The sequence below is a fragment of the Snodgrassella sp. W8158 genome (assembly GCF_016100435.1).
Taxonomy (GTDB): Bacteria; Pseudomonadota; Gammaproteobacteria; order Burkholderiales; family Neisseriaceae; genus Snodgrassella; species Snodgrassella alvi.
This window is the reverse complement of sequence record NZ_JACFSM010000001.1, coordinates 638,418-660,629: the sequence shown is the minus strand read 5'-3', so window position 1 is coordinate 660,629 and position 22,212 is coordinate 638,418. Positions and strand designations below refer to the sequence as shown.

The following is a 22,212-nucleotide window of genomic DNA, read 5'->3' as shown; positions in this document are numbered from 1 at the left end:
GACGGAATACACTATGGATTTCAAACGATTATTGATATTTTTTGTGCTGACCATGGCGATTTTGCTGGGTTGGGAAAAATTATACCCGCAACCCGAAAAACAGCCAGCTGCACAACAAACATCATCCACCAGTAACAGCAATTCTTCTACTGGTGTTGTTGCCGAGAGTGCCCTGAGTAAAACAGAGCCGGTAACAGTGACTACTGATACTGTTAAGGCTGTTATTGATGAAAAAAGCGGCGATTTACGCCAGCTAACTCTCAATAAATACAAGGCCACCAGTGATGCCAGCAAGCCTTTTGTATTGCTGGATAATGGTGCAAATGGTCATCAGTATGTTGCCCAGTCGGTATTATTAAACCGTCAGGGTGACTATCAGTTTAAAGATCTGACATTTACAGCTGCGCAAAAACAGTACACGCTTAATGGTGACAAACTGGATGTGCGTCTGACTGCTGCCGAACAAAACGGTGTACAGGTTAGTAAAATTTATACGTTTACTAAAGGCAGTTACCTGATCGGGCTGCGCTATGAAATTGCCAATCACAATGCTCAGCCATTACAAATGGATGTAGCTTACCGGGTACTGCGGGATGATAAGGAACCTGAAGGTACAGGCTATTTCGATCACACTTATACTGGTCCGGTACTGTATACCCCGAATGGTAAATTTGAAAAAGTAGCCTTTAAAGATCTTGACAGTGATTATACCTCTGGTCGTGATCAGGCAGATTATCAGCGTAAAACCAATACCGGCTGGATTGGTATGACCCAGCATTATTTTATGACTACCTGGATTCTGCAGCCGAAAGAAGGTAACAGTGTTTGTGGTACCAGTGACTGCCAGATAGATATCAGAAAACGCAGTGATGGCCTGTATTCTGCCGGCGTACGAGTACCGTTGAAAGATATTGGTGCTAACTCCACTGGCAGTTTCGGTATCTCCTTGTATGCCGGTCCGCAGATTTATTCTGTCATTACTAAAGTAGCCGATCATTTGCAGATGATTAAAGACTATGGCAAAGTATCGCTGTTTTCTTCTCCTTTATTCTGGCTGCTGAACTGGTGGCACAGTCTGGTACAGAACTGGGGCTGGGCGATTATTCTGCTTACTCTTACTGTCAAAGCAATTCTGTTTCCGCTCACACATGCTTCATATAAATCGATGGCCAAGATGCGTGCTGTGGCTCCGCGTTTGCAGGCATTGAAAGATCAGTACGGTGATGACCGTATGCGTATGCAGCAGGAAATGATGTCGCTGTATAAAAAGGAAAAAATCAATCCTGTTGGCGGTTGTCTGCCTATGTTGCTGCAGATTCCAGTATTTATTGGTTTGTATTGGGCATTGTTTGCTTCGGTAGAATTGCGCGGAGCTCCATGGATTGGCTGGATTACCGATTTAGGCCGTCAGGATCCTTACTTTATTCTGCCTGTGCTCATGGCACTGACTATGTATCTGCAAACATTTATGAATCCGCCGCCAACTGATCCGGTTCAGGCGAAAATGATGAAAATCATGCCAGTTGCCTTTTCAGTAATGTTTTTCTTCTTCCCGGCAGGGCTGGTTCTCTACTGGTTGACGAATAATATTCTGACTCTGGCTCAGCAATGGTTTATCAATAAGCGTATTGAGCGGCAGGCTAAACTGCATCGCTCACTGGATATATAAAATACAGTCTGAAAAAAAGCACTTCATGTTGAAGTGCTTTTTTTATTTGCAGCTTGATTGAATATATATACCGAATTTTAATTGTCTGACTGCTGGAGCTGCTGCAGTAATCAGTCAGGCATATTCATTTATTACTGAACGTAGGTTGTAGTTTGCTGTGTGGTTGTAGTCTGAGCCTGCTGTACCGGATTTAACCGGATTTCCACACGGCGGTTTTGTGCGCGTCCTTCAACAGTTGCATTGCTGGCAATAGGATTGGCAGATCCGTATCCGTTAGCGCTGATACGGTTATAAGCAACGCCACGGGAAGTCAGGAAATTTGAAACTGATTGTGCACGGCGCTGTGATAACGGGATGTTAATACTATCATTACCTGTGCTATCAGTGTATCCGGCAATAGTGATGGTAGTATCTACATATTTAGCCAGTACTTCAGCCACCGAAGACAGAGAAGAGGTAGCCGCGCCACTTAAATCTGAACTATTGGTTGCAAATGTCACATTTTCAGGCATAGTCAGTTTGATCTGATTACCCTCACGCTGAACTTCGACATTGGTATTAGCCAGTTTCTGGCGTAACAGTTTTTCCTGATAATCCATATAAGCGCCAATACCGGCTCCGATAGCACCGCAACCAAGTGCTGCATTACGTGCACCGCGGCTGTTATGAGTAATCGCGCCGACAATGCCGCATACGGCAGCGCCACTTAAACCATATACTGCTGTTTTACTGGCATGAGACTGACCGGTAGACGGATCGGTAACACAACCGGTTAAAGCAAGGGTGGTAGCGGCTGCAAGTGCAGCCAGTGGTTTTATGATAGTCATACTTACTCCTTCTCTTGAATATAAGCTTGATTATGCTTTTCACAGTTTCTGTTTTATGCTTTCTATAGTAGAAAAGCAAGAGTCATGCTTTTTTGGCAATATGATGTACTGAAAAGAAAAATGGTTATATCTATATGATAAAAAGATAAGTTTTTGGTTGAAAACTGCTTTAGACCATAATAATTATTGGCTATAGTACCGTTCAGACTACTATAATTAACTTTTTAAGCTGGTTATATCTTGAAAACAACCAGTTTAACCTCATACAAACTAATTACCTTAGTACAGTGCTACCATTTTAGCCATTTGGAAACGACATGCTCAGCTTGTATAACACTTTAACCAGAAGCAAACAAGAATTTACACCGATTAATCCGCACCAGGTGCGTATGTATGTGTGTGGTATGACTGTTTATGATTATTGCCATCTTGGTCATGCCAGAGTAATGATTGTATTTGATCTGGTGGCGCGCTGGTTGCGGGAATTGGGTTATCAGCTTGATTATGTACGCAATATTACTGATATAGACGATAAAATCATTGCCCGTGCCAATGAACGCGGGATTAGTATTACTGAGCTTACCGATTACTATATTCAGGCCATGCACGAAGATGCAGCCGCTTTGGGTGTACTGCCGCCAGACCACGAACCGAGAGCCACGCAATATATCCCGCAAATGATTGCTATGATTGAAGATATCATTGCTAATAATAAGGCTTATATGGCGGATAATGGCGATGTTTTTTATGCTGTACGCGAGTATCCGCAATACGGTCAGTTAAGCGGGAAAAGTCTGGATGATTTACGTGCCGGAGAACGGGTTGATGTTGACGGACATAAACGGGATCCGTTGGATTTTGTGTTGTGGAAATCAGCCAAGCCGCATGAGCCCGCATGGGACAGCCCGTGGGGCAGAGGACGCCCGGGATGGCATATTGAATGTTCTGCCATGAGTAAAGCACTACTGGGTAAAAATTTTGATATTCATGGAGGTGGTGCTGATTTACAGTTTCCTCATCATGAAAATGAAATTGCTCAGAGTTGCGGTGCAGAAAAAAACGGGTGCTGTGAAGAGCATAATCATTTTGCCAGCCATGTTAAATATTGGTTACATAATGGATTTATTCGTGTGGATAATGAAAAAATGTCTAAATCACTTGGAAATTTCTTCACTATCCGCGAAGTGTTGCAGAAATACGATGCTGAAGTTGTGCGGTTTTTTATTTTGCGTGCACATTATCGTAGCCCTTTGAACTATTCGGATGCTCATCTGAATGATGCAAAAGGCGCATTAACCCGCTTATATACGGCACTTAAAAATACAGCTGCGGCAGAAGTGGCAGTACATGCTGACTTAAATGATTACACGCGCCGTTTTTATGCAGCCATGAATGATGACTTTGCTACCGTTGAAGCTGTAGCAGTATTGTTTGAGCTGGCTAATGAAATTAATAAAACACATGACGCCGAACTGGCAGGATGTCTGAAAGGGCTGGCAGGTTTACTGGGCTTGTTACAACGTGATCCGGCTGCTTTTCTTCAGGGAGAAGTGGGGGAAACGGTTCAGGGTCTGGATAGCGCAGCTATAGAAGCGCTGATAGCTGCACGGCAGCAGGCTCGTGCAGAACGTAACTGGGCTGAATCCGACCGGATTCGTGATGAGCTTACGGCAGCCGGTATTGTATTGGAAGATGGTGCCGGCGGGACTAGCTGGCGTCGTGCCTGAATTTGTATACAGCACAGCCTTAAGTCTCAGACCGGGTGTATTTTTGTAATGCATTATGGTCTTGACAGCAATGTCAGACTTAAATAGTGGGATGTGAGGAATCCGGTCGTTTCATATCGTTTTAGCTGTGAAGAAGAGTAGCTGCTATATACTGATTCACTTGAAAATCTTACTCATGCGAGTATAATTACCCAATTCTGGACATCCGTTTCAAGAGGTACAGGCACAACCCCTGTGCCCGCCAACCAAGGACGATATTATGAATAACAGCATTCAACCGAACTACCATGATATAACCGTGACTTGCTCTTGCGGTAACACTTTTGTAACTAAATCCGCAATGGAAAAAGATACTTTCAATATCGAAGTATGTTCTGCATGTCACCCTTTCTACACAGGTAAACAGAAAATCGTTGACTCTACCGGTCGTGTGGATAAGTTCAATCAGAAATACGGCAATATGTTCAAACGTTAATTCTTATTTGCAACATGTTGCACCGAAAAAGACTGCCATCAGGGCAGTCTTTTTTATCAGATAATCTGATGTTGTGTTCAATACAGCAGCAAAAATAGCCAAAAAATTCGAATATTTTACTGGTTTGATTATTTCAAGTGGGTATACATTTACCTTTCATATTACAGAACTCTTTCTTTGATATTTCCACGCACAATTGTGAATTTGCATTTTCTGATTCATAGTTAGCAAAAAGCATTGATTTAATCTTGTTTTATCGGGATGGCTGTTTTCTGTTGCTTATCCAATTTTAGAATCTGAAAAATACAAATTTTTCTTATTTTTTTATTCAATATATAAAATCGATAAACGCTAACGCTGGCTTAAAGTTTGATTGGTTAATAACCATAACCAGCTTACTAGTACAAAAGGTAAGGTTAATACAGGTATGGCAAATGGCTTCAGTATTGTGGCTAATGCTGCCTGAGTAAGAACAGTGAAGATAATACCGAAGATAATATAAATAACAGTTTTAAAATTTTGATTATTACTGAAAGTAGCCAGTGTGATAGCTGTCAGGATTGCATTAAAAGAATAGAGGCCGAGAGAAATCATTTCAATCTGACTGCCATATAACAGTGCAATACCGATGGCTAGTAAAGAACCGGCCAGTGCATAGATAGCCATTCTGATTGAATTGACTGCCAGCCCTGCCAGAAAAATAACACCTACCAGTGTGCTGTTAAATAAAAATACTTCGGCAATGCCCAGTATACTATCCGGTATTAGATGCAGCAGATGAAAACTTGAAATCTGTGCAGATAGTGCAGCAGACGGTTCGCGTATCAGTACTGAGAATGATGGTGTAGCCAACAGATACAGCCATGTAATCAACACAAATGGTATTGTCAGACAGGGTAAGTACCATTGCTGTAATATTGAGCTGAATGCTTGTGTAATAAATACTGATAATATGGCAGCAAGTATGATACTTAGCCATAAATACAGTGAATTTTCGCAGAAAACAGATAAGGCGATACCAATCAGACAGGCATTGAAACCATAAATTCCTTGCAGCCAGGCTTTGCGGTTAAGCTGGTACATGTAAGCTATTGCATTGGCACAGACTACAGCAAGTAAGCAGGCCAGAGCAGTTTGTGGCTTACCGGCACTGTAACTGCCAAATAGTATGCCTATTGAAAAGATTAGCCCGGAAACAGGATTGTTTTGCAACATAACCTGTCCGTAGCTGCGCAGGATAACATCAATAAACTGACAAAGATGATTGGTACTGGTTAACTGATGCCAGTACTGACGTACTGAGGCTGTGTTCATCTGATTTCTCCTTTTTATTTTTACTTTAGCTGAACAAATAAATTACTATCAGCAGCGGTAACTATGAGTATTAGAATGATTATAAAAGAGAATAAGCGATAGTTGGGTTGCAGAAGTATAAAAATGTAATTATCACGTATCTATTCAGGCGAAATAGTATCTGGCAGAATGTAATAGATATTTATATCAGGGCGTTATTTGTCTGTAACAAAAAATACGCGGATGTAAGGCTGCTATTGAACAATCTACTGAATAATATTTCAAATATAATCCAGATTAATTAAAACGAATTTCATATGAAATTTATAAAACTAAGCGAATCAGATAAGTTTGATTTATATCTAATGAATAAAGAATAAACCTGAATATTAAGTAATAAAAAATACTAAATATTGTAAGTTAATTTATTTTTTTGTAATAATAATAATTCCCAGTATTAGATATGGAAATAAATATGAAAATTTTGAAAACAGTGTTGTTATTATCCCTGAGCATGATACTTTTTGGGTGTGGTAACTCGAAGCAGGCAGAGCCAAATAAAGCAGGTAGTGAGGCAGTACAGTCAGATGCTAGTAAGTCTGATAACAATAAATTAGATGATGATACTATTCAGAGCTACTTTAGCGAGCTTAAACGGCAACTGCCTATGAGAGTTTCCTCAACTACTCAGCTGGTCGATCTCACTATTGGAAATAATGTAGTAGATTATAAATATGTAGTAACAGGAAATAAAAAAAATTTCTCATCATCTAATGTTCAGAAAATGACTAGTGATAACTTAAAAAATAAATATTGTGAAAATAGAGATCCTGATCTCGTGAAATTAAGAAATTCATTTCCGGATGGCATTAATCATCATTATTATTTTAAAGATGAAGATAAAGAATTATTTAGTGTACATTTAGTACCATCTGATTGTGATGCTAAATAAATTGAAACAGATAATGTGAAAGTAATCATCATAACAGGGTGTTCAGCCCTGTTTTTCTTTTATTATTCATCATTAATTATTTAAACTTTGCCGGTTTTATAGTTTTAAAAGGTTCAGTTCCGGAAAACAGGTCGGATGCGAAAATCAAAAAACATAAATTGCCAGCAGACTAATTTATATCCGGATATGAAAAATAGTAAAGCTGGCTTTGTAATCTTATAACCAAACTGAATTATTATATTTAACTATTAGAAAATCATGTACGGCATAGATTATCTGTTCCGCTAAAAATAATTCTGAATATCTTCTCTTGATTCCTGGCAGAGGCGGAATGCAGAATCTGCTTAAAACAATTATCAGCAGGGGGATTATCTTTTCTGCCGAATATGCTATTGTTCGAATAGCAGCCGGTATAAAGCCATTTACCTGACTGCTGATTCTGATAACTGGTATGGTTACCAGATTTTTTATGATAAAAATATTTAGCAGGAAAAACTTATGCAGCTACAGCTGAATTCTGTCGGTACACCTTTATTCTATGGCGTATTTATCGTGATTGTCATTGTGATGATTGCAATTGATATGCTTACATTGAAAAAAGAGGGAGTGCATCGGGTTAGTACCAAAGAAGCTCTGCTATGGACAACAGTCTGGATTACTGTCTCTCTCGGATTTGCTGCCTGGCTGTATTTTGAGCTGGCACATAATCCTGCCGCCGGTCCGGCTATAGCAGCAGATTCGGTGATGGATTTTCTGACAGGTTATGTTTTGGAAAAATCACTCTCAGTCGATAATATCTTTGTATTTATTCTGATATTCGGTTATTTCAAAGTGCCGGCTGAGTACCAGCATCGTGTTTTGCTTTACGGTGTACTGGGCGCTATTTTACTACGCGCCATTATGGTGGCTCTGGGTGCAGTACTGGTCAGCCGTTTTGAATGGGTATTGTATCTGTTTGGTATATTTCTGCTTTATAGCGGGATTAAGCTGATGCTGCCTGAAAAGGCGGAAGATAAAGGTCTGGCTGATAATCCGCTGATAGGCTGGCTGCACCGGTATATGCGTGTTAGCGGGCAGTTAAACCGGGAAAAATTCTTTACCGTTGAAAACGGTCAGCGTATGGCAACTCCTTTGCTGCTTACTTTGATTGTGATTGAATTAAGTGATGTTGTTTTTGCTGTTGACAGTATTCCGGCAGTATTTGCCGTCACCACTGACCCATTTATTGTTTTTACTTCCAATATCTTTGCGGTACTGGGGCTGCGTGCGATGTATTTTTTACTCGCCAATGTAGTAGAAAAATTTATCTATCTCAAATACGGGCTGGCTGTGGTTTTAACTTTTATTGGCGGCAAAATGCTGGTGGCCAAATGGTGGCATATTCCTTCTTTTGCTTCACTGACTATCGTGTTTAGTGCTTTAATGATTGCTATACTTGCTTCATGGTGGAAAACCAGACAACAACCATCAGCTTAATTAATAATAGGTGATATTTATTTAAACAGCCTGTTATCTGTTACTGCCATTAACCGGCAAAAACAGATAACGGGCTGAAATTCGAAATTAGCTTAAAAACGATTAAGCTAATTTATTGATGATTTCGCTTACCCGTGCTACGTAGATTTTAACGGTTTCAATATCGCCGCGCGGAATTTCATCTACGCTGGCATCTGCCGGTGTTTGTATCAGCGCTCCTCCAGAGCCTCCGAGTACATTAATATCATTACGGTCTGCTTCTTTGTTATTGGCCGGTAACAGTCCCAGACTTACCCAGATACCGCCGTGCTGTGCGGCCAGTGTCTGCATCCAGAGAAGCGTAACCTGTTTGTCACCGTTAAAGCTGGCACTATTGGTAAATCCGCCAAATACTTTATTTTGCCATGCGCGCTCTGCCCACAGTCCTGAAGTGGCATCAGCAAATTTTTTGAATTGCCAGGGTACATTGCCCATATAAGTAGGTGCGGCAAAAATAATCCCTTTGGCGTCGTGAAGCTGTTGCCACTGATCATTGTCCAGATCACCATTAGCATCAATTTCAACCAGTACTGCATCGGTATCTGCAGCGGCTGCTTCAGCTATTTTACGAGTATGGCCGTAACCGGAAAAAACCACTATCGCCAGTTTACTCATTTGTACATCCTTATGAATGATTAAATGTTAAAACAGTTTATGCGTGCTGTGCTGCTACTGCAAGAGAGTTTCAGGAAACAAAAATTTCGATTATTGCCTGCGAAGAAATTATTGACTGATGCATTATTATCCTTACACATACCAGTTGCTATGGTATTTAGCTAATACACTAATGCACTAAGACAGCATGCTGGAATTTGTTAGTTTACGGTACGCTTGCTGTTGTGGTAAATTATTGTTAAACTCAATTAATACATAATCATGCTAGAGTGATAACAGACAGGAAAATTAATGTTGCCGGTAGCCTGTATCAGGCTTACAAAAGATAATTAACAGCGGCAGCACACATCAGGCACACAACCATTTCTTCATAGTAAACACTGTAATTGTTTCAGAACCTGCCCGTACCGGCGGCACACCAAAAATAGCCAACAGGGCAGTAACCGTGGTGTAACTTTTACTCATGAGAGGTAATTATATGGCGTACGCTAGTACCAATCCTTATACCGAGCAACAGGTAAAGGCATTTTCTGATACTACCGATATTGAGCTGGAAGCAGCATTAAATCATGCTGATGCCGCTTTCCATCAGTGGAAAACTACTACATTTGCCCAGCGTGCGCGTATTCTGCAAAACGCTGCGGATATTCTGCGGGCTAATATTGAAGAATATGCCAGTTTACTCACGCTGGAAATGGGTAAACTGTTTAGTGAAGCTAAAGCAGAAACGGAACTGTCAGCACAGATTCTTGAATATTATGCAGTTAATGCTGAACGGCAGCTTCAGCCGGAAGTGTTACCGGTTACATCCAATAAAGGTAATCGTGCCCGTATTGAATTTGCTCCGCAGGGTATTATTCTGGCTGTTGAGCCATGGAATTTCCCTTATTACCAGATAGCACGTATTGCAGCCCCGCAACTGGCTGCCGGTAATGTGATTGTGCTGAAACATGCTTCTAATGTACCTCAGTGTGCAGCGAAAATGGAGGCGATGTTCCTTCAGGCCGGTTTAATGGCCGGTGCTTTCCAGAATCTCTATCCAACTCATGCTCAACTGGCCAAAATTATTGCAGATCCGCGTGTACGCGGTGTAGCGCTGACTGGCTCTGAAAGTGCCGGTGCCATTGTTGCCGCTCAGGCCGGAGCCGCAGTGAAAAAATGTACCCTCGAACTGGGTGGTGCAGATGCGTTCATCGTACTCAATGACGCAGATATCGAAAAAGCAGCTAAATGGGCTGTTTTCGGACGTCACTGGAATGCCGGTCAGGTATGTGTCAGTGCCAAACGTATTATTGTAGAAGATGGTGTATACGATCGTTTCCTGAGTTTGTATCGTCAGGGTGTGCAGCAATTGCGCATGGGTGATCCGATGGATGCAGCCACAACACTGGCTCCGCTGTCTTCACGCTCAGCCGTTACTGGTTTACAGCAGCAGCTGGATGAAGCAGTTAAGCTTGGTGCGCACGCTGAGGAAATCCCGCTGGACATGCCTGCTCAGGGCTGTTTCTTCCGGCCAGTTATTCTGACCAATATTCAGCCGGATAATCCGGCACGTCACTGGGAATTCTTTGGTCCGGTTTCTTCAATTTACCGTGCTAAAGATGCAGCACACGCTATCGAGATTGCTAACGATAGCCCGTACGGATTAGGCGGATCTATCTTTACTGCTGACGAAGAACGCGGTGCACAGCTGGCTCAGCAGATTGATACCGGTATGGTATTTATTAATCATCCAACCATGGTAAAAGCTGACTTACCTTTCGGTGGTGTGAAACGTTCCGGATTCGGACGTGAATTACTGGATCTGGGCTTAAAAGAATTTGTTAATGCTAAGCTGGTAAGTATTGCCGATATTGACGGTGAATTCTAAGCAGAGCAAATAAAGCAAAACAGGGCTGACAGTGTGCGGCCCTGTTTTTTTATTTTCGGCTGTCAGTAAATTAATTTTTTTCTTTATTTTCTCCATTGTGGTTAGCAATCTGTTTTTCGGTTCAGTAAAGTGTTTACCTGGAGAGACATATACGTTACTGAAATGTAATATATATGTAGCATTATGCTAAATTCCGGCTATTGTGTTCTGCTGACAATATTTTCTCAGGTAAAGTGGTGATATCGAGTTTTTATGCATTATCTGATTGATAATAATATTTTATTTCACCATGATGAGCATAAATGTGTACCAGTGATTGAATAGGAGGCCGTATGTTAACCATTATCGCTGCACCCACCAGTCAGGACTTTGCTAATCCGCGCCTGAGTGAAAAGTATACTCAGCCACAGTTTCTTAAACAGAGCGAACAGTTAGTACATTATTGTCGTCAGCTAAGTGTGAAACAGCTGGAGGAATTGATGCACATCAGCCCGCATCTGGCTGAGCTTAATCAGCAGCGTTTTCAGGACTGGCATACGCCATTTACCCCTGATAATGCTTTACAGGCGATTTTTGCCTATAGTGGTGATATTTACACCAGCCTGAAAGTTAGTGATTTATCCTTGCATGAACTGGATTATATGCAAACCGCTGTATGTATTCTTTCCGGTTTGTACGGCATATTGCGTCCGCTGGATTTAATCCAGCCCTACCGCCTGAGCATGAATGTACGTCTGGAGAATCCTAAAGGTATTAATTTGTATCATTTCTGGCATGAAACCCTGACCAGCCATTTGAATCAAATCGAAACTGAAACCATCATTGATTTAGCTTTTGATAATTATTTCAAAGCAATAGATAAGGATAAACTTAAAGCACAGGTAATTAAACCGGTTTTTCTGGATGAAAAAGCGGGTAAATACATGAATGTTAATGCTTATGCGAAAGAGGCCATGGGATTGATGACTCGCTTTATTGTACGCAATAAACTGCACTCACCTAAAATGCTGCATGAATTCAATGAGCATGGTTACCAGTTTGCTGCACATGAATCAAGTGAGGATGAACTGGTGTTCAAACGTTCAGAAAAAACAGCTCAGCAATACCGTAATTAGGCATATTATTCAGTATAGCTGTGCAAAAGCTGCAAAAAAGCAGAGCAAGTACATAAAAATGTGGTAGTTGTAGCAAAATTAGGTACAATCGCCGCTTTTACCATCGCAAAGGTGTAACCATGTCTGAATCAACCCCAATCTGCCCGCAATGTGCCAGCGAACAGAATTATTTTGATGGTAGCTTTACTGTCTGCCTGGAATGCGGACACGAATGGGATGCTGCCAGCAATACCGGCTCATCACAAGAACTTGATGTTAAAGACAGTAACGGTAATCCGTTGTCGACTGGTGACGACGTTATTCTGATTAAAGACCTTAAGCTTAAAGGTAGCAGCACTGTTTTGAAAAAAGGTGCCAAAGCTAAAGGTATTCGTCTGGTTGAAGGCGATCATGAAATTGATTGCAAAATTGACGGCATGAAAATCATGCTTAAAGCGTGCTTTGTGAAAAAGGCCTGATATTTTTTAAAGAGGTACGTGCACAAAACCCGCCCTGTCTGCCAATTTTTAATTGCAGACAGGGCGGGTTTTGATCTGTGGATAACTAAGTTATCCACATACAGGCGCAAATATGCTCTAATTATTGTCGGAAGTTAACCCCGGGTCAACGACTGCATAGATACGGTTGTCCAGAACACTGGCACTGATTCTTTGCATAATAACATTAGCCAGTTCAGTACGATGAATAAAACCATGTACCTCCTGCTGATAAAAACATTTACCTGTGCCAGTAACGTCACCATTAGACAAACCGCCCGGACGCAGAATTTCATAATTCAGCTTACTGGTTTGCAGCCATACTTCTGCCAGAGATTTTTCCCGTACAGCATGCCCGAAAGCAGTTTTTGCGCGTTCAGACATTGTATGCCATGAGTCGCCGCAGCCCAGAGATGTAACCAGCAGCATTCTGGAGATACCAGCTTGTTCAGCTGTATCAATAATCAGGCGCTGAGCCAGATAATGTGCGCCAGCTGATCCACCCAGAGTAGAGACAATTACGGTATTGGTGCCGGCAAGCCGGCATATTTCTTTGACACTGGATTCATCAGTAGCATCACCAACCACAGTCTGCACACCCTGCCGGTTTAATTCAGCGGCAAAAGCGGCATCGCGTACCAGTGTCGCGCAGCGCCATTCAGATGATTGTTGTAATGCCAGCTGTAATACCTGATAGCCAGTGCCTTTTTTAGGGCTCACCCCAAACAATAATAGCGTTTTCATCAGTTTTTCCTTAGTCCGGACGGAAGCGTTGAGCCAGAATTCTGAATTTATCTAATTGCTGTGCTTTTAATTGTCTTTGTTCATCACGTCCGACAAAAATTTTAAACATAGCTTCACCCTGATGGTTCAGAAAAATAATTCCCGCGGTAGCCATATGCATAAAACTGCGCTCAACAAAAGCGATATGTGCACAGTTTTCTGACCGGATATGCCCACCGAATGCTTGCTTATGCTGCAAATTAAAATAACCGGCACCATATTTTCCAGCTGGCAGTTCACCGGAAAATTCAGCAATAATATCCGGAGTGTGAACCAGAAAATTAATTTCACCCCATGAAAGCACTTCCTGCCACACAGTATCAAATTGACTTCCGTCTGTCATTACTGCATCAGGCATGGCTTCAATTACTGCAGTTAAACTAGTCTGATATTGCCGGGCAATCTGTTCCAGCGTACCTTCCGGGTTACTTTGCATGAAAAGTTTAAGATTATTACTTGCAGATTGTTCAGTCATTCTTATTTCCTTAAATTAAAACTGTTTTGACGCTGTGATATTACGGAGCAGCGGTATGCCCTGGCGCGGGTTTTCCGCTTTGGCGCATCTGCATCATTTTTTCCTGCCGCTCAAGATGTTCCGGATTATTCAAAGACAATAGTAATTGCTGCAAAGCCTGTAACAGATTGCTCGACCAGAAACGGCCTGATGGTGTTAGCAACAGACAGCGTGCATCATTGACGAGTAAACCCGCCTGCTGCCATTGTTCCAGTAACGGATCCAATAAGTGAGCCTGTGTTGTCAGTGCAGCTAAATCAACCCGGCCCTGTTCTATACCGGCCTGAAGCTGATATAACCATTCTCCTAGTAAAGATTGGCCAGTAAGCATCATCAATGGCTTTTTGCCTTGTTTCAGCCGGGTATAGTACTCAGCCAAATCGCGTTGCAGCATAAATGACTGACCGCCCAGCCGACCACCGGCACCGGAGCCAAATGCAAAGAAATCAGCACCCTGCTTAATTAGCAGATTATATAAATTTCGTTCACGTGTGGTTTTAGCCCAATGGCTGTTACTTAGCTGCATCCAGCCCTGCCGGCGTAAAAAAGCCTCACCCTGTAAATAAAAATGACATTTATCCGCTACTGAAGGTAATTCAAGTTGGCCGTTTTCCACCCGCTTAGCCAGCGGTGTGGAAGAGAGCAGATTTAGAGCATACAAATCCACACCATCCAGCGGCAGACCGGCAGCAAGTTCTAAATCTGTCTGCCAGCTCTGAGGCGTCTGCCCGGGCAATCCGAACATCAGATCGCACACCAGTGCTACACTGTCTTTAGCGGCAATCCGTTCAAATGTTTCTATAATCTGTTCACGTTTGGATAAGCGTCCGAGCTTCTGACGAATATTGGTATCGAAAGTCTGAATACCGATTGAAAACCGGTTTGCACCTGCTTCTATATAACTATCTGTACGTGCCTCATCGAAATCAGAAATTCGTCCTTCAATAGTAATTTCACAATCAGGTGCAAGAGGTAAGGACTGTTTCAGTAAACTGATTACCCGAGCTAGCTGACCGGCAGGCAGAGCGGATGGTGTACCACCTCCGAAATAAACCGCATGAATGGGTGCAGACTGTAATGCCGGATTGTTGATTTCCAGAGTGATTTCGGTTAGTAAAGCATCAATATATGCTTCAGTATCAAATTTGCGCAGCAGATTCTGGTAAAAACCACAAAACTGGCAGTGAGTATCACAAAAGGGGATATGAATATAAATCAGCCTTTTATTGCCGGTAAGTTTGGTTTGCTGTAATTGTTGCCATTGCTTTTCGATATCTTCCGCAGCCAGTGGCATACTTGCGCGTAATGGCATCACAGCCCGGCGATCCTGAAACGGTAAACCAGAACATGCAGCATAATAACGGCTTAAATCCAATAATTTCATAACACAGACATAAATTGAAAGCTGCAAGAATTAAATAATAATTATTATCATATGGCAATGGTTTTATGACCATGTATACTTAACAATATCCTGTTTATTGATACATATCAACAGACTTGAATATGCCAATAGAAATGTTTATTCTGTAAAATAGTTGTGCAAAAACTATTTTATGCGTGCTGGAATTCATCTATCAATGATTAAAGGTAAAAATTAAATGGATTAGTAAAAAGAAGAGAAGATGAAGCTAAATTTTTCGAAAAAGGATTATAGTAATGAAGAAAATTCTACTAATTATATTAATATTTATGAGTAACAATGTTTTTAGTTCTATTAGTCCAATAGAGAGGATGTTCATTGATATGGATAATACTATAAAACATAATTCAACTATAATAGATAAATTATCTAAAATTCTTTTAAAAAAAAATATTGATATTTTTCAGGAGGAATGGGAAAGTGAGTTGTATAAAAAATGTAACTGGGTACGTGATAATATTGATGTTTACCGCTTTGGTCAGGAGGATAAATTCAGTTATCCAGACTGTTTAATTAGCGAACAAAATTCTTTTATTAATGAATTAATTTTATTGATATATCATAATAAAATACCAGTAAATATTAAATTACAAAAATACATCACTGAAATTCCAGAGCAAAAACAATATAATATTTATTTCAATCTATTAACAGAGAAATATGCTTCAAAATTTTGCAACACATTTTATACTTCAACAGATATTAATGATTGTATGAATCGTTTCCTTTTAACTCAATATCAGCCCGAAGAATATGGATTTAAGCTTACGGTGGATAAGAGTTATCTATATGATTCTCCAAATTTAAAAAATAAAACAAAAATATATTTAATTAGAGAGGATAAGGTAGAATTATTAAATTATAAAAATGATTTTTATGAAATTGAATATACAACAGAAAAAAATAGGAAAATTAAAAAATGGCTTCACTGTTCTGCTATTGATGCTTGTATTTCTGATTAATAAAATAAATCTTAAACGGCAAGAGAAACATTTAAAATAAATGTTTCTCTTGCAAATCCTAATTTAGTTGTTGCTAAAAATTATTTATTATCATCAAACGGTTATCTATGGGTAAAAAGAATGCGGCTGAATCAGATGGGAGTGTGAATAAATTTATCTTTCTGAATTAAAGCTTGATAAGCTTAAAACTGAATTTATAAAAATCAATATTGATTAAAGTTCTGATTTTTGAATTAATTGTATTTATTAAATGGTAATTATATAAACTCTGTATTCTGACTATATATTTAATTGGCAGCAGGTTATCTTTATGGCTAAGCCATTATTATTGAATATTCTGAAAATAAATAAAAAATTTGATAATCTCAACAGTTAAAACAGGAATTAATAAAGAAAATACTGTATAGTTAACATTTGTAAATTTATTATTTATCCACCGGAAATAAATTATGCAACAAACCCAGTCTGTCCGGCAGTTTACCGGATTGCTTATTGGTACCGCAGTTGGTGATGCAATAGGGCTGGCTCGTGAGGGTATTGCTCCTAAGCGAGCCAGACGTATGTTTGGCGATAAAATTCAGCACAACCTGATTGTTACTCCATGGGGGAGAATAGGGTTATGCAGTGATGATACTGAGCATGCAGCGATGGTGGCACAATGTCTGCTGAGCTGTAAGCTGAATCCGAAGGATTTTAGTAGCCGGCTGGGCAGAGGCATGAGGCGATGGTTTCTGACCATGCCGGCCGGTTTGGGTATGGCTACTTTAAAAGCCTGTCTGAAATTGTGTCTGGGTATAAATCCGGCTAAAAGCGGTAATAATTCTGCCGGTAACGGAGCGGCTATGCGTGCACCGGTGATAGGCTGGTTTTTTGCCGGTAATCCGGACATCATGCGTGAATGCATTCATGCAGCTACCATCATAACTCATACTGATCCGCGTGCAGAAGAAGGCGCATGGGTGATTGCCATGGCTGCCGGCTATGCCAGCCGGCAACAGTCTGAGGTGTCTGCTGACAGTTTCTTTGCTGAGATTATGCCTGCGCTAAGCGGAGAGCAGCTTATCAGTCACTTGCAACTGGCTCAGCAGAAACTTAAGCAGCAGGCTCAATTGCATGAATATCTGCTGGCGCTGAAACTGGAAAAAAAAGGAATTACTGGCTATATTAACAATACTGTGCCTGCTGTTATCTATGCATGGCTGCGCTATTATGGTAATTACGAACAAACCGTCAGTGCATTAATACAAGCGGGCGGCGATACTGATACCACGGCAGCCATTGCCGGCGCTCTTGCTGGTATTTATGTAGGCGAAGCAGGTATTCCGGAACAATGGCTGCAAGGTGTGAAAGAATGGCCGATGAGTATGGATTATCTGCGCAAACTCTCGGTGGCACTGGCTGACAGAAAACATCATCCGAAACAGATTATCAGTCTGAAACAGCCACCATATGTTTTCTTATTATGCAGAAATATACTTTTTTTCTGCATAATCATGTTGCATGGTTTCAGACGGCTGTTACCGCCCTTCTAAATTATTAAAAATTAATACTCTTGTTCTTGATAAAAACTTATAACTATAAAAATATATTTAAAAGTCAATAAAATAAGCCACATTAAAAGTGGCTTATTTTATTGGATTAATCAATATAAAATAACAATCAGAATTTTAATTGAATAACTAATAAGGAATATTAATCTGATATTTCTTGTACATCTAATATTTCTAAATAACCAGAATATTCATTTGAAATTTTTCCTCTCAACTGGAATTTGGCTTGCATGGCATCTTCAGCTTCAATAATTTTAAATCTATCTGCTGATTCATTTGGTAACGCATAAACAACTTTATATTTTTTCATTTTTCTCCCTTTATGAGATAAAGATATTATTTAAAAATAAGCATATAAATTATAACATTTTTATAAAAATTTTAGAATAATGATTGCTTTGTTATTACTCTTAAACTAATCTTCAATATTGAGTTGGTTAATTTAGAAATGCTTCAATAAAAATAATTCTACTACATTGATTGAAATCTATATTTAAGGTATCAGAACCATATATTCTGTATGATTATGCTACATGGTTTCAGACGGCTGTTACCGCCGTATTAGGCAATAAATACTTTATTGCTGAACCATTAAACAGATAAAAACAGACCGATGATTTTATAAACATTGTTTCGGTATCGTATTTTCCTTAACGCCGTTCGGGCAATAACCTACGCTTTGTCCGAGTTTTACTACTACCACATCCTTTATCCGGAAAATACTGCCTTTCTGCGGCCACACAGGTGCGGCATGAACGGTATTTAAATCAGATTTAATATCATCATAGGATGCGGGAATGATAGTGGCAATTTCGGCTTTATTCATAAATGCAGATATTCTTGCGGAATTACCACTATCCCAGTTAAGAAATGAAGCACCAAACATATCTGAATTATTTGGTCTGTTTACGCGTTTAATATCCATCGCACCAAAGAAATATACTTTGACAGGGGTATCCGGAGATACTTTTATTTCTTTGGTGATATCACTGGCAATAAATGAAGCCAGCCGATAATCTTTATTGTAGGCAATATAGTCTGTATAAAATAGGTTACTGGAACAGGCTATACCATATAAAAATGAAAAAGCGGCCACCGCCCATAAATATTTATTTTTTCGAATAATAATAAAACCAATCAATCCTGCAGAGGCAAAGAATACGGCAAAACTGGTCATCGTTCTGGGTGGTAACCCTTTGCCGACAATAATATTCATACAGAATAAAGTCAGAATACTTAAAAGTACATAAAACCCATATCTGGCTTTTCTTTTTAACGGATGTAGGAGTGGCAAAATTAAAAATACAAACGCAATTAAAAAAGTATTTAATCCATATGGAGCTTTTAAAGTGAAATAACGCTCTATAGAACGTCTAATCTTGTGTAAGCTTTGTCCGGGGGATTCATTAAACCAGGTGACAAGATCGCTTAAATAAGATTCAGACTGCAGATGATAATAATTCAGGATTAATTTTCCCAGTACAAAATACAGTATTAATCCGATAACTGATGAAATACATAAAGCAGTTATCAGTTTTAAATGCCGGGTATTTTCTGTACCTCTGACCTCATCGATTAATAAATATGCGATTAGTAATGAGTACGGGAGAAAGATTAATGATTGATAAATAGCTATTGAATAACAGATCAGAAAGGCCGGAAAAATTACGGTATGCAGAAAGGAATTTTTTCTGACAATCAAGTATACGGCAACAGATGACAGTAATATTGCTGTGGCCAGTGTGTCACACTGGTTCAGAAACTGTAACTGATAGGCAAACTGTACAGATGAGGCATATAAAACAGTAAAGAAAAGCGATTGATTCAGATTTAAACAAAATATTTTGACAATTACCGTGCACGAAGCGGCCAATAAAATAAACGTCAGAATTTCAGTGAAAAAGGGGATAAAAGGTTCCGGATAAATACTGGCTTTCAATAAGGCATGCCCCCATCTGCCAATTGCGACAGTATGCAAAATGTTGTTATTGAATTCTTCATCTATAGACAAAGAAAAATGAGTAAGCTCAAAGCCGAAAACAAAAATATAGATGATTAATGCGGACAGAAAAGAAAATACGGCAATCTGGTTTTTATTATTCTGGTCTGGCTGAAAAATTTGCATTCAATGTCACCCTTATTAAGGTAAAGCTTGTTGTTTAATAATCTATATTTCTCCGGAATATTTGTCGCTGACATAGAATCTTGAATAAACCGGAGCTTTCTTTTCTATAGCAAAATTATAATTCAATTTGATTTAATCAGTTACTCTGTATAAGAAGATTGAAGCTAATAAAAACTATTTTTAAAGTAAAAAACAAAATATAAAGTTGATTTGAGGTTTTATGCTAAAAATATTATAAATAAAGCTGATATTAGTTTTAAATAATTATATGTAATAAAAAAGCTAATCACTCTATGAAAATGCAGATTAATTAGGATATTACGTGACTCTGAGTTTATTTTTAATATTTTTAGTTTAAGTAAGATTAATTTTAAACGCCCTGTTGAAAACAACAGGGCGTTTAAAATTAAAAATCGTTCACAAGCTACTTATTCTACAGTCACTGATTTCGCCAGATTTCGTGGTTTATCTACATCAGTGCCGCGAGCCAGTGCGGTGTGGTAGGCCAGTAGTTGTACCGGTATGGTGTGTACAATCGGGGAAAGTACGCCCATATGGCGCGGAGTACGGATAACGTGTACACCTTCACCGGCGCTGAATTCGCTGTCCAGATCGGTGAATACAAAGAGCTCACCACCGCGTGCGGCTACTTCCTGCATATTGGCTTTGACTTTCTCGAGCAGGCTGTCATTAGGTGCAATCACCACTACAGGCATATTCTGGTCTACCAGTGCCAGTGGACCGTGCTTAAGCTCACCGGCGGGATAAGCTTCGGCATGAATATAGGTAATCTCTTTAAGTTTCAGAGCACCTTCAAGGGCGATGGGGTAATGAATGCCGCGGCCTAGAAACAGTGCGTTATTTTTAGCGGCAAACTGATTTGCCCAGCCGGCAATTTGCGGTTCGAGATTAAGTACATGCTGCACGCTGCCAGGTAGCAGGCGCAGCTCATTGGTATATTGCTCTTCTTCTTCAGGGGTAACCAGTCCTCGCATTTTGCCCAGTGTTACCGCCAGTCCGAACAATGCTACAAGCTGAGTCGTAAAGGCTTTGGTAGAGGCAACACCGATTTCGGCACCGGCCCGGGTATACAGTACCAGTTCACTTTCGCGCGGCAGAGCTGATTCCATTACATTGCAAATAGAAAGGCTGTGCTGCATGCCCAGTGACTGGGCATATTTAAGCGCTTCCATGGTATCAAGTGTTTCGCCGGACTGAGAAATTGTGATGACCAGCTGTTCCGGGTCGGCAATAACTTTGCGGTAGCGGTATTCACTGGCAATTTCGACGTCTGTCGGTATTTGCGCAATGGCTTCCAGCCAGTAACGTGCAGTGAGTGCGGAGTAGTAGGAGGTACCGCAGGCAAGAATTTTAATGTTACGGATTCGCTCAAAGATGCCGGCAGCACTGGCGCCAAAGTTTTCCGGCTCAAAGCCGCCTACCAGAAATACTTCGGCGGTGTCGGTGATGGCTTTGGGCTGTTCATGAATTTCTTTTTGCATGAAATGGCTGTACAACCCCAGTTCGAGCGAAGCTAAGGACAGTTCGGACATTTTGATTTCACGTTCTGCCGGCTGATTGTGTTTGTCGAGCAGAATATCAATGCCTTGTGTGGATAGCTGAACAAGGTCGCCATCTTCGAGAAAGACAACACGACGGGTATAAGCAATAACGGCGGAAACATCGGAAGCGATAAAGCTTTCATTTTCACCCAGTGCCACTAACAGTGGACAGCCCATACGCGCAGCCACAAGTTTATCGGGATTGTCTCTGGCAATAACGCCGATGGCATAGGCACCCTGAAAACGTTTGCAGGCAGTTTGTACCGCCTGAAACAGGTTGCCGGTGCTGGTGTGGGTGTATTCGTAATGGATGCTGTGAGCGATGACTTCTGTATCGGTTTGGGATGTGAATTCGTAACCCAGTGCCTGTAGCCGGCTACGCTCACTTTCAAAGTTTTCGATAATGCCATTATGAACAATGGCAATCATATTGTTAGAAATATGCGGATGGGCGTTGGGTTCGGTAACACCACCGTGTGTTGCCCAGCGGGTGTGACCAATACCCAGTCTGCCTTTGAGTCCGGCAGCCTGAGCGGCTTCTTCCATAAATTTAACGCGGCCGACACGGCGTACGCGCTCAATACCGTCCGGTGTCCATACGGCAATGCCGGAAGAGTCATATCCGCGGTATTCCAGCCGTTCCAGACCGCTGGTAAGAAATTCTACTACGTTATTCTGTGCGCGAATGGCGCCAACTATGCCACACATGGTTTATCCTTTTTCAACAGGCATGGGTTGCAGTGCAATTACGGTTTTTAC

General features: G+C 40.5%; 19 protein-coding genes. 10 read left to right on the top strand and 9 right to left on the bottom strand.

The genetic code is table 11. From position 1 onward, the window contains the following. The first annotated feature begins 13 nt into the window (after nucleotides 1-13). On the top strand, nucleotides 14-1,669 hold the full coding sequence (gene yidC / locus H3V11_RS02900; RefSeq protein ID WP_025331540.1) for a membrane protein insertase YidC: 1,656 nt from the start codon (nucleotides 14-16) through the stop codon (nucleotides 1,667-1,669). Nucleotides 1,670-1,800: 131 nt separating this feature from the next. Here yidC and H3V11_RS02895 read toward each other — a convergent pair whose 3' ends face one another. After that, nucleotides 1,801-2,496 carry an OmpA family protein gene (locus H3V11_RS02895; RefSeq protein WP_084586009.1) on the bottom strand — a complete coding sequence of 232 codons (696 nt, stop codon included), beginning with the start codon at nucleotides 2,494-2,496 and terminating at the stop codon, nucleotides 1,801-1,803. Nucleotides 2,497-2,813: 317 nt separating this feature from the next. Here H3V11_RS02895 and cysS point away from each other — a divergent pair, with 317 nt between their 5' ends. Together cysS and rpmE are read left to right on the top strand one after the other, a co-directional pair. Further along, entirely contained in the window at nucleotides 2,814-4,223 is a 1,410-nt protein-coding gene (gene cysS, locus H3V11_RS02890; protein WP_025331538.1) for a cysteine--tRNA ligase, read from the top strand. Between the two features lie 259 nt (nucleotides 4,224-4,482). Then, entirely contained in the window at nucleotides 4,483-4,698 is a 216-nt protein-coding gene (rpmE, locus tag H3V11_RS02885; RefSeq protein WP_037394224.1) for a 50S ribosomal protein L31, read from the top strand. A gap of 351 nt (nucleotides 4,699-5,049) precedes the next feature. Here the strand turns inward: rpmE and H3V11_RS02880 are convergent, their stop codons facing one another. Next, on the bottom strand, nucleotides 5,050-6,012 hold the full coding sequence (locus H3V11_RS02880) for an urea transporter (protein WP_198223559.1): 963 nt from the start codon (nucleotides 6,010-6,012) through the stop codon (nucleotides 5,050-5,052). Nucleotides 6,013-6,466: 454 nt separating this feature from the next. On the opposite strand from H3V11_RS02880, the gene H3V11_RS02875 reads away from it, so the two are divergent. Both H3V11_RS02875 and H3V11_RS02870 read left to right on the top strand, forming a co-directional pair. Next, nucleotides 6,467-6,943 carry a hypothetical protein gene (locus H3V11_RS02875; RefSeq protein ID WP_025331536.1) on the top strand — a complete coding sequence of 159 codons (477 nt, stop codon included), beginning with the start codon at nucleotides 6,467-6,469 and terminating at the stop codon, nucleotides 6,941-6,943. Nucleotides 6,944-7,441: 498 nt separating this feature from the next. Then, a complete protein-coding gene (locus H3V11_RS02870) occupies nucleotides 7,442-8,419 on the top strand; it encodes a TerC family protein (protein ID WP_304944948.1) in 978 nt (325 codons plus the stop codon). 102 nt (nucleotides 8,420-8,521) lie between these two features. On the opposite strand, the gene H3V11_RS02865 is transcribed toward H3V11_RS02870, so the two are convergent. Continuing rightward, on the bottom strand, nucleotides 8,522-9,073 hold the full coding sequence (locus tag H3V11_RS02865) for a flavodoxin family protein (protein WP_025331534.1): 552 nt from the start codon (nucleotides 9,071-9,073) through the stop codon (nucleotides 8,522-8,524). 478 nt (nucleotides 9,074-9,551) lie between these two features. Here H3V11_RS02865 and H3V11_RS02860 point away from each other — a divergent pair, with 478 nt between their 5' ends. The 3 genes from H3V11_RS02860 to H3V11_RS02850 all read left to right on the top strand — a co-directional run bounded on the left by H3V11_RS02860 (nucleotide 9,552) and on the right by H3V11_RS02850 (nucleotide 12,516). After that, complete coding sequence (locus tag H3V11_RS02860) at nucleotides 9,552-10,943, top strand: NAD-dependent succinate-semialdehyde dehydrogenase (protein ID WP_025331533.1); 1,392 nt, start codon at nucleotides 9,552-9,554, stop codon at nucleotides 10,941-10,943. Nucleotides 10,944-11,275: 332 nt separating this feature from the next. Continuing rightward, nucleotides 11,276-12,058, top strand: coding sequence for a peroxide stress protein YaaA (gene yaaA / locus H3V11_RS02855; protein WP_198223558.1), 783 nt, complete (start codon nucleotides 11,276-11,278; stop codon nucleotides 12,056-12,058). A gap of 119 nt (nucleotides 12,059-12,177) precedes the next feature. Then, a complete protein-coding gene (locus tag H3V11_RS02850) occupies nucleotides 12,178-12,516 on the top strand; it encodes a zinc ribbon domain-containing protein YjdM (RefSeq protein WP_025331531.1) in 339 nt (112 codons plus the stop codon). A gap of 117 nt (nucleotides 12,517-12,633) precedes the next feature. On the opposite strand, the gene H3V11_RS02845 is transcribed toward H3V11_RS02850, so the two are convergent. From H3V11_RS02845 to hutW, 3 genes are read right to left on the bottom strand one after another with little or no spacing between them, the layout of a single operon-like run. Continuing rightward, a complete protein-coding gene (locus H3V11_RS02845) occupies nucleotides 12,634-13,278 on the bottom strand; it encodes an NAD(P)H-binding protein (RefSeq protein WP_198223557.1) in 645 nt (214 codons plus the stop codon). A 10-nt stretch (nucleotides 13,279-13,288) separates the two neighbouring features. After that, nucleotides 13,289-13,792 (bottom strand): heme utilization cystosolic carrier protein HutX, encoded by a 504-nt coding sequence (gene hutX / locus H3V11_RS02840; RefSeq protein WP_198223556.1) that lies wholly within the window; start codon nucleotides 13,790-13,792, stop codon nucleotides 13,289-13,291. Between the two features lie 40 nt (nucleotides 13,793-13,832). Further along, the gene (hutW, locus tag H3V11_RS02835; protein WP_198223555.1) at nucleotides 13,833-15,215 is read right to left on the bottom strand and encodes a heme anaerobic degradation radical SAM methyltransferase ChuW/HutW; all 1,383 of its coding nucleotides are present in this window, start codon (nucleotides 15,213-15,215) and stop codon (nucleotides 13,833-13,835) included. A 362-nt stretch (nucleotides 15,216-15,577) separates the two neighbouring features. On the opposite strand from hutW, the gene H3V11_RS02830 reads away from it, so the two are divergent. Further along, nucleotides 15,578-16,216 carry a hypothetical protein gene (locus H3V11_RS02830; RefSeq protein ID WP_100125002.1) on the top strand — a complete coding sequence of 213 codons (639 nt, stop codon included), beginning with the start codon at nucleotides 15,578-15,580 and terminating at the stop codon, nucleotides 16,214-16,216. Between the two features lie 449 nt (nucleotides 16,217-16,665). Further along, on the top strand, nucleotides 16,666-17,748 hold the full coding sequence (locus H3V11_RS02825; RefSeq protein ID WP_198223554.1) for an ADP-ribosylglycohydrolase family protein: 1,083 nt from the start codon (nucleotides 16,666-16,668) through the stop codon (nucleotides 17,746-17,748). A 160-nt stretch (nucleotides 17,749-17,908) separates the two neighbouring features. Here H3V11_RS02825 and H3V11_RS02820 read toward each other — a convergent pair whose 3' ends face one another. The 3 genes from H3V11_RS02820 to glmS all read right to left on the bottom strand — a co-directional run bounded on the left by H3V11_RS02820 (nucleotide 17,909) and on the right by glmS (nucleotide 22,161). Beyond that, a complete protein-coding gene (locus H3V11_RS02820; protein ID WP_157785054.1) occupies nucleotides 17,909-18,076 on the bottom strand; it encodes a hypothetical protein in 168 nt (55 codons plus the stop codon). Nucleotides 18,077-18,385: 309 nt separating this feature from the next. Continuing rightward, the gene (locus H3V11_RS02815) at nucleotides 18,386-19,891 is read right to left on the bottom strand and encodes a glucosyltransferase domain-containing protein (protein ID WP_198223553.1); all 1,506 of its coding nucleotides are present in this window, start codon (nucleotides 19,889-19,891) and stop codon (nucleotides 18,386-18,388) included. Nucleotides 19,892-20,319: 428 nt separating this feature from the next. Beyond that, on the bottom strand, nucleotides 20,320-22,161 hold the full coding sequence (gene glmS, locus H3V11_RS02810) for a glutamine--fructose-6-phosphate transaminase (isomerizing) (RefSeq protein WP_078474989.1): 1,842 nt from the start codon (nucleotides 22,159-22,161) through the stop codon (nucleotides 20,320-20,322). Nucleotides 22,162-22,212: the final 51 nt, after the last annotated feature.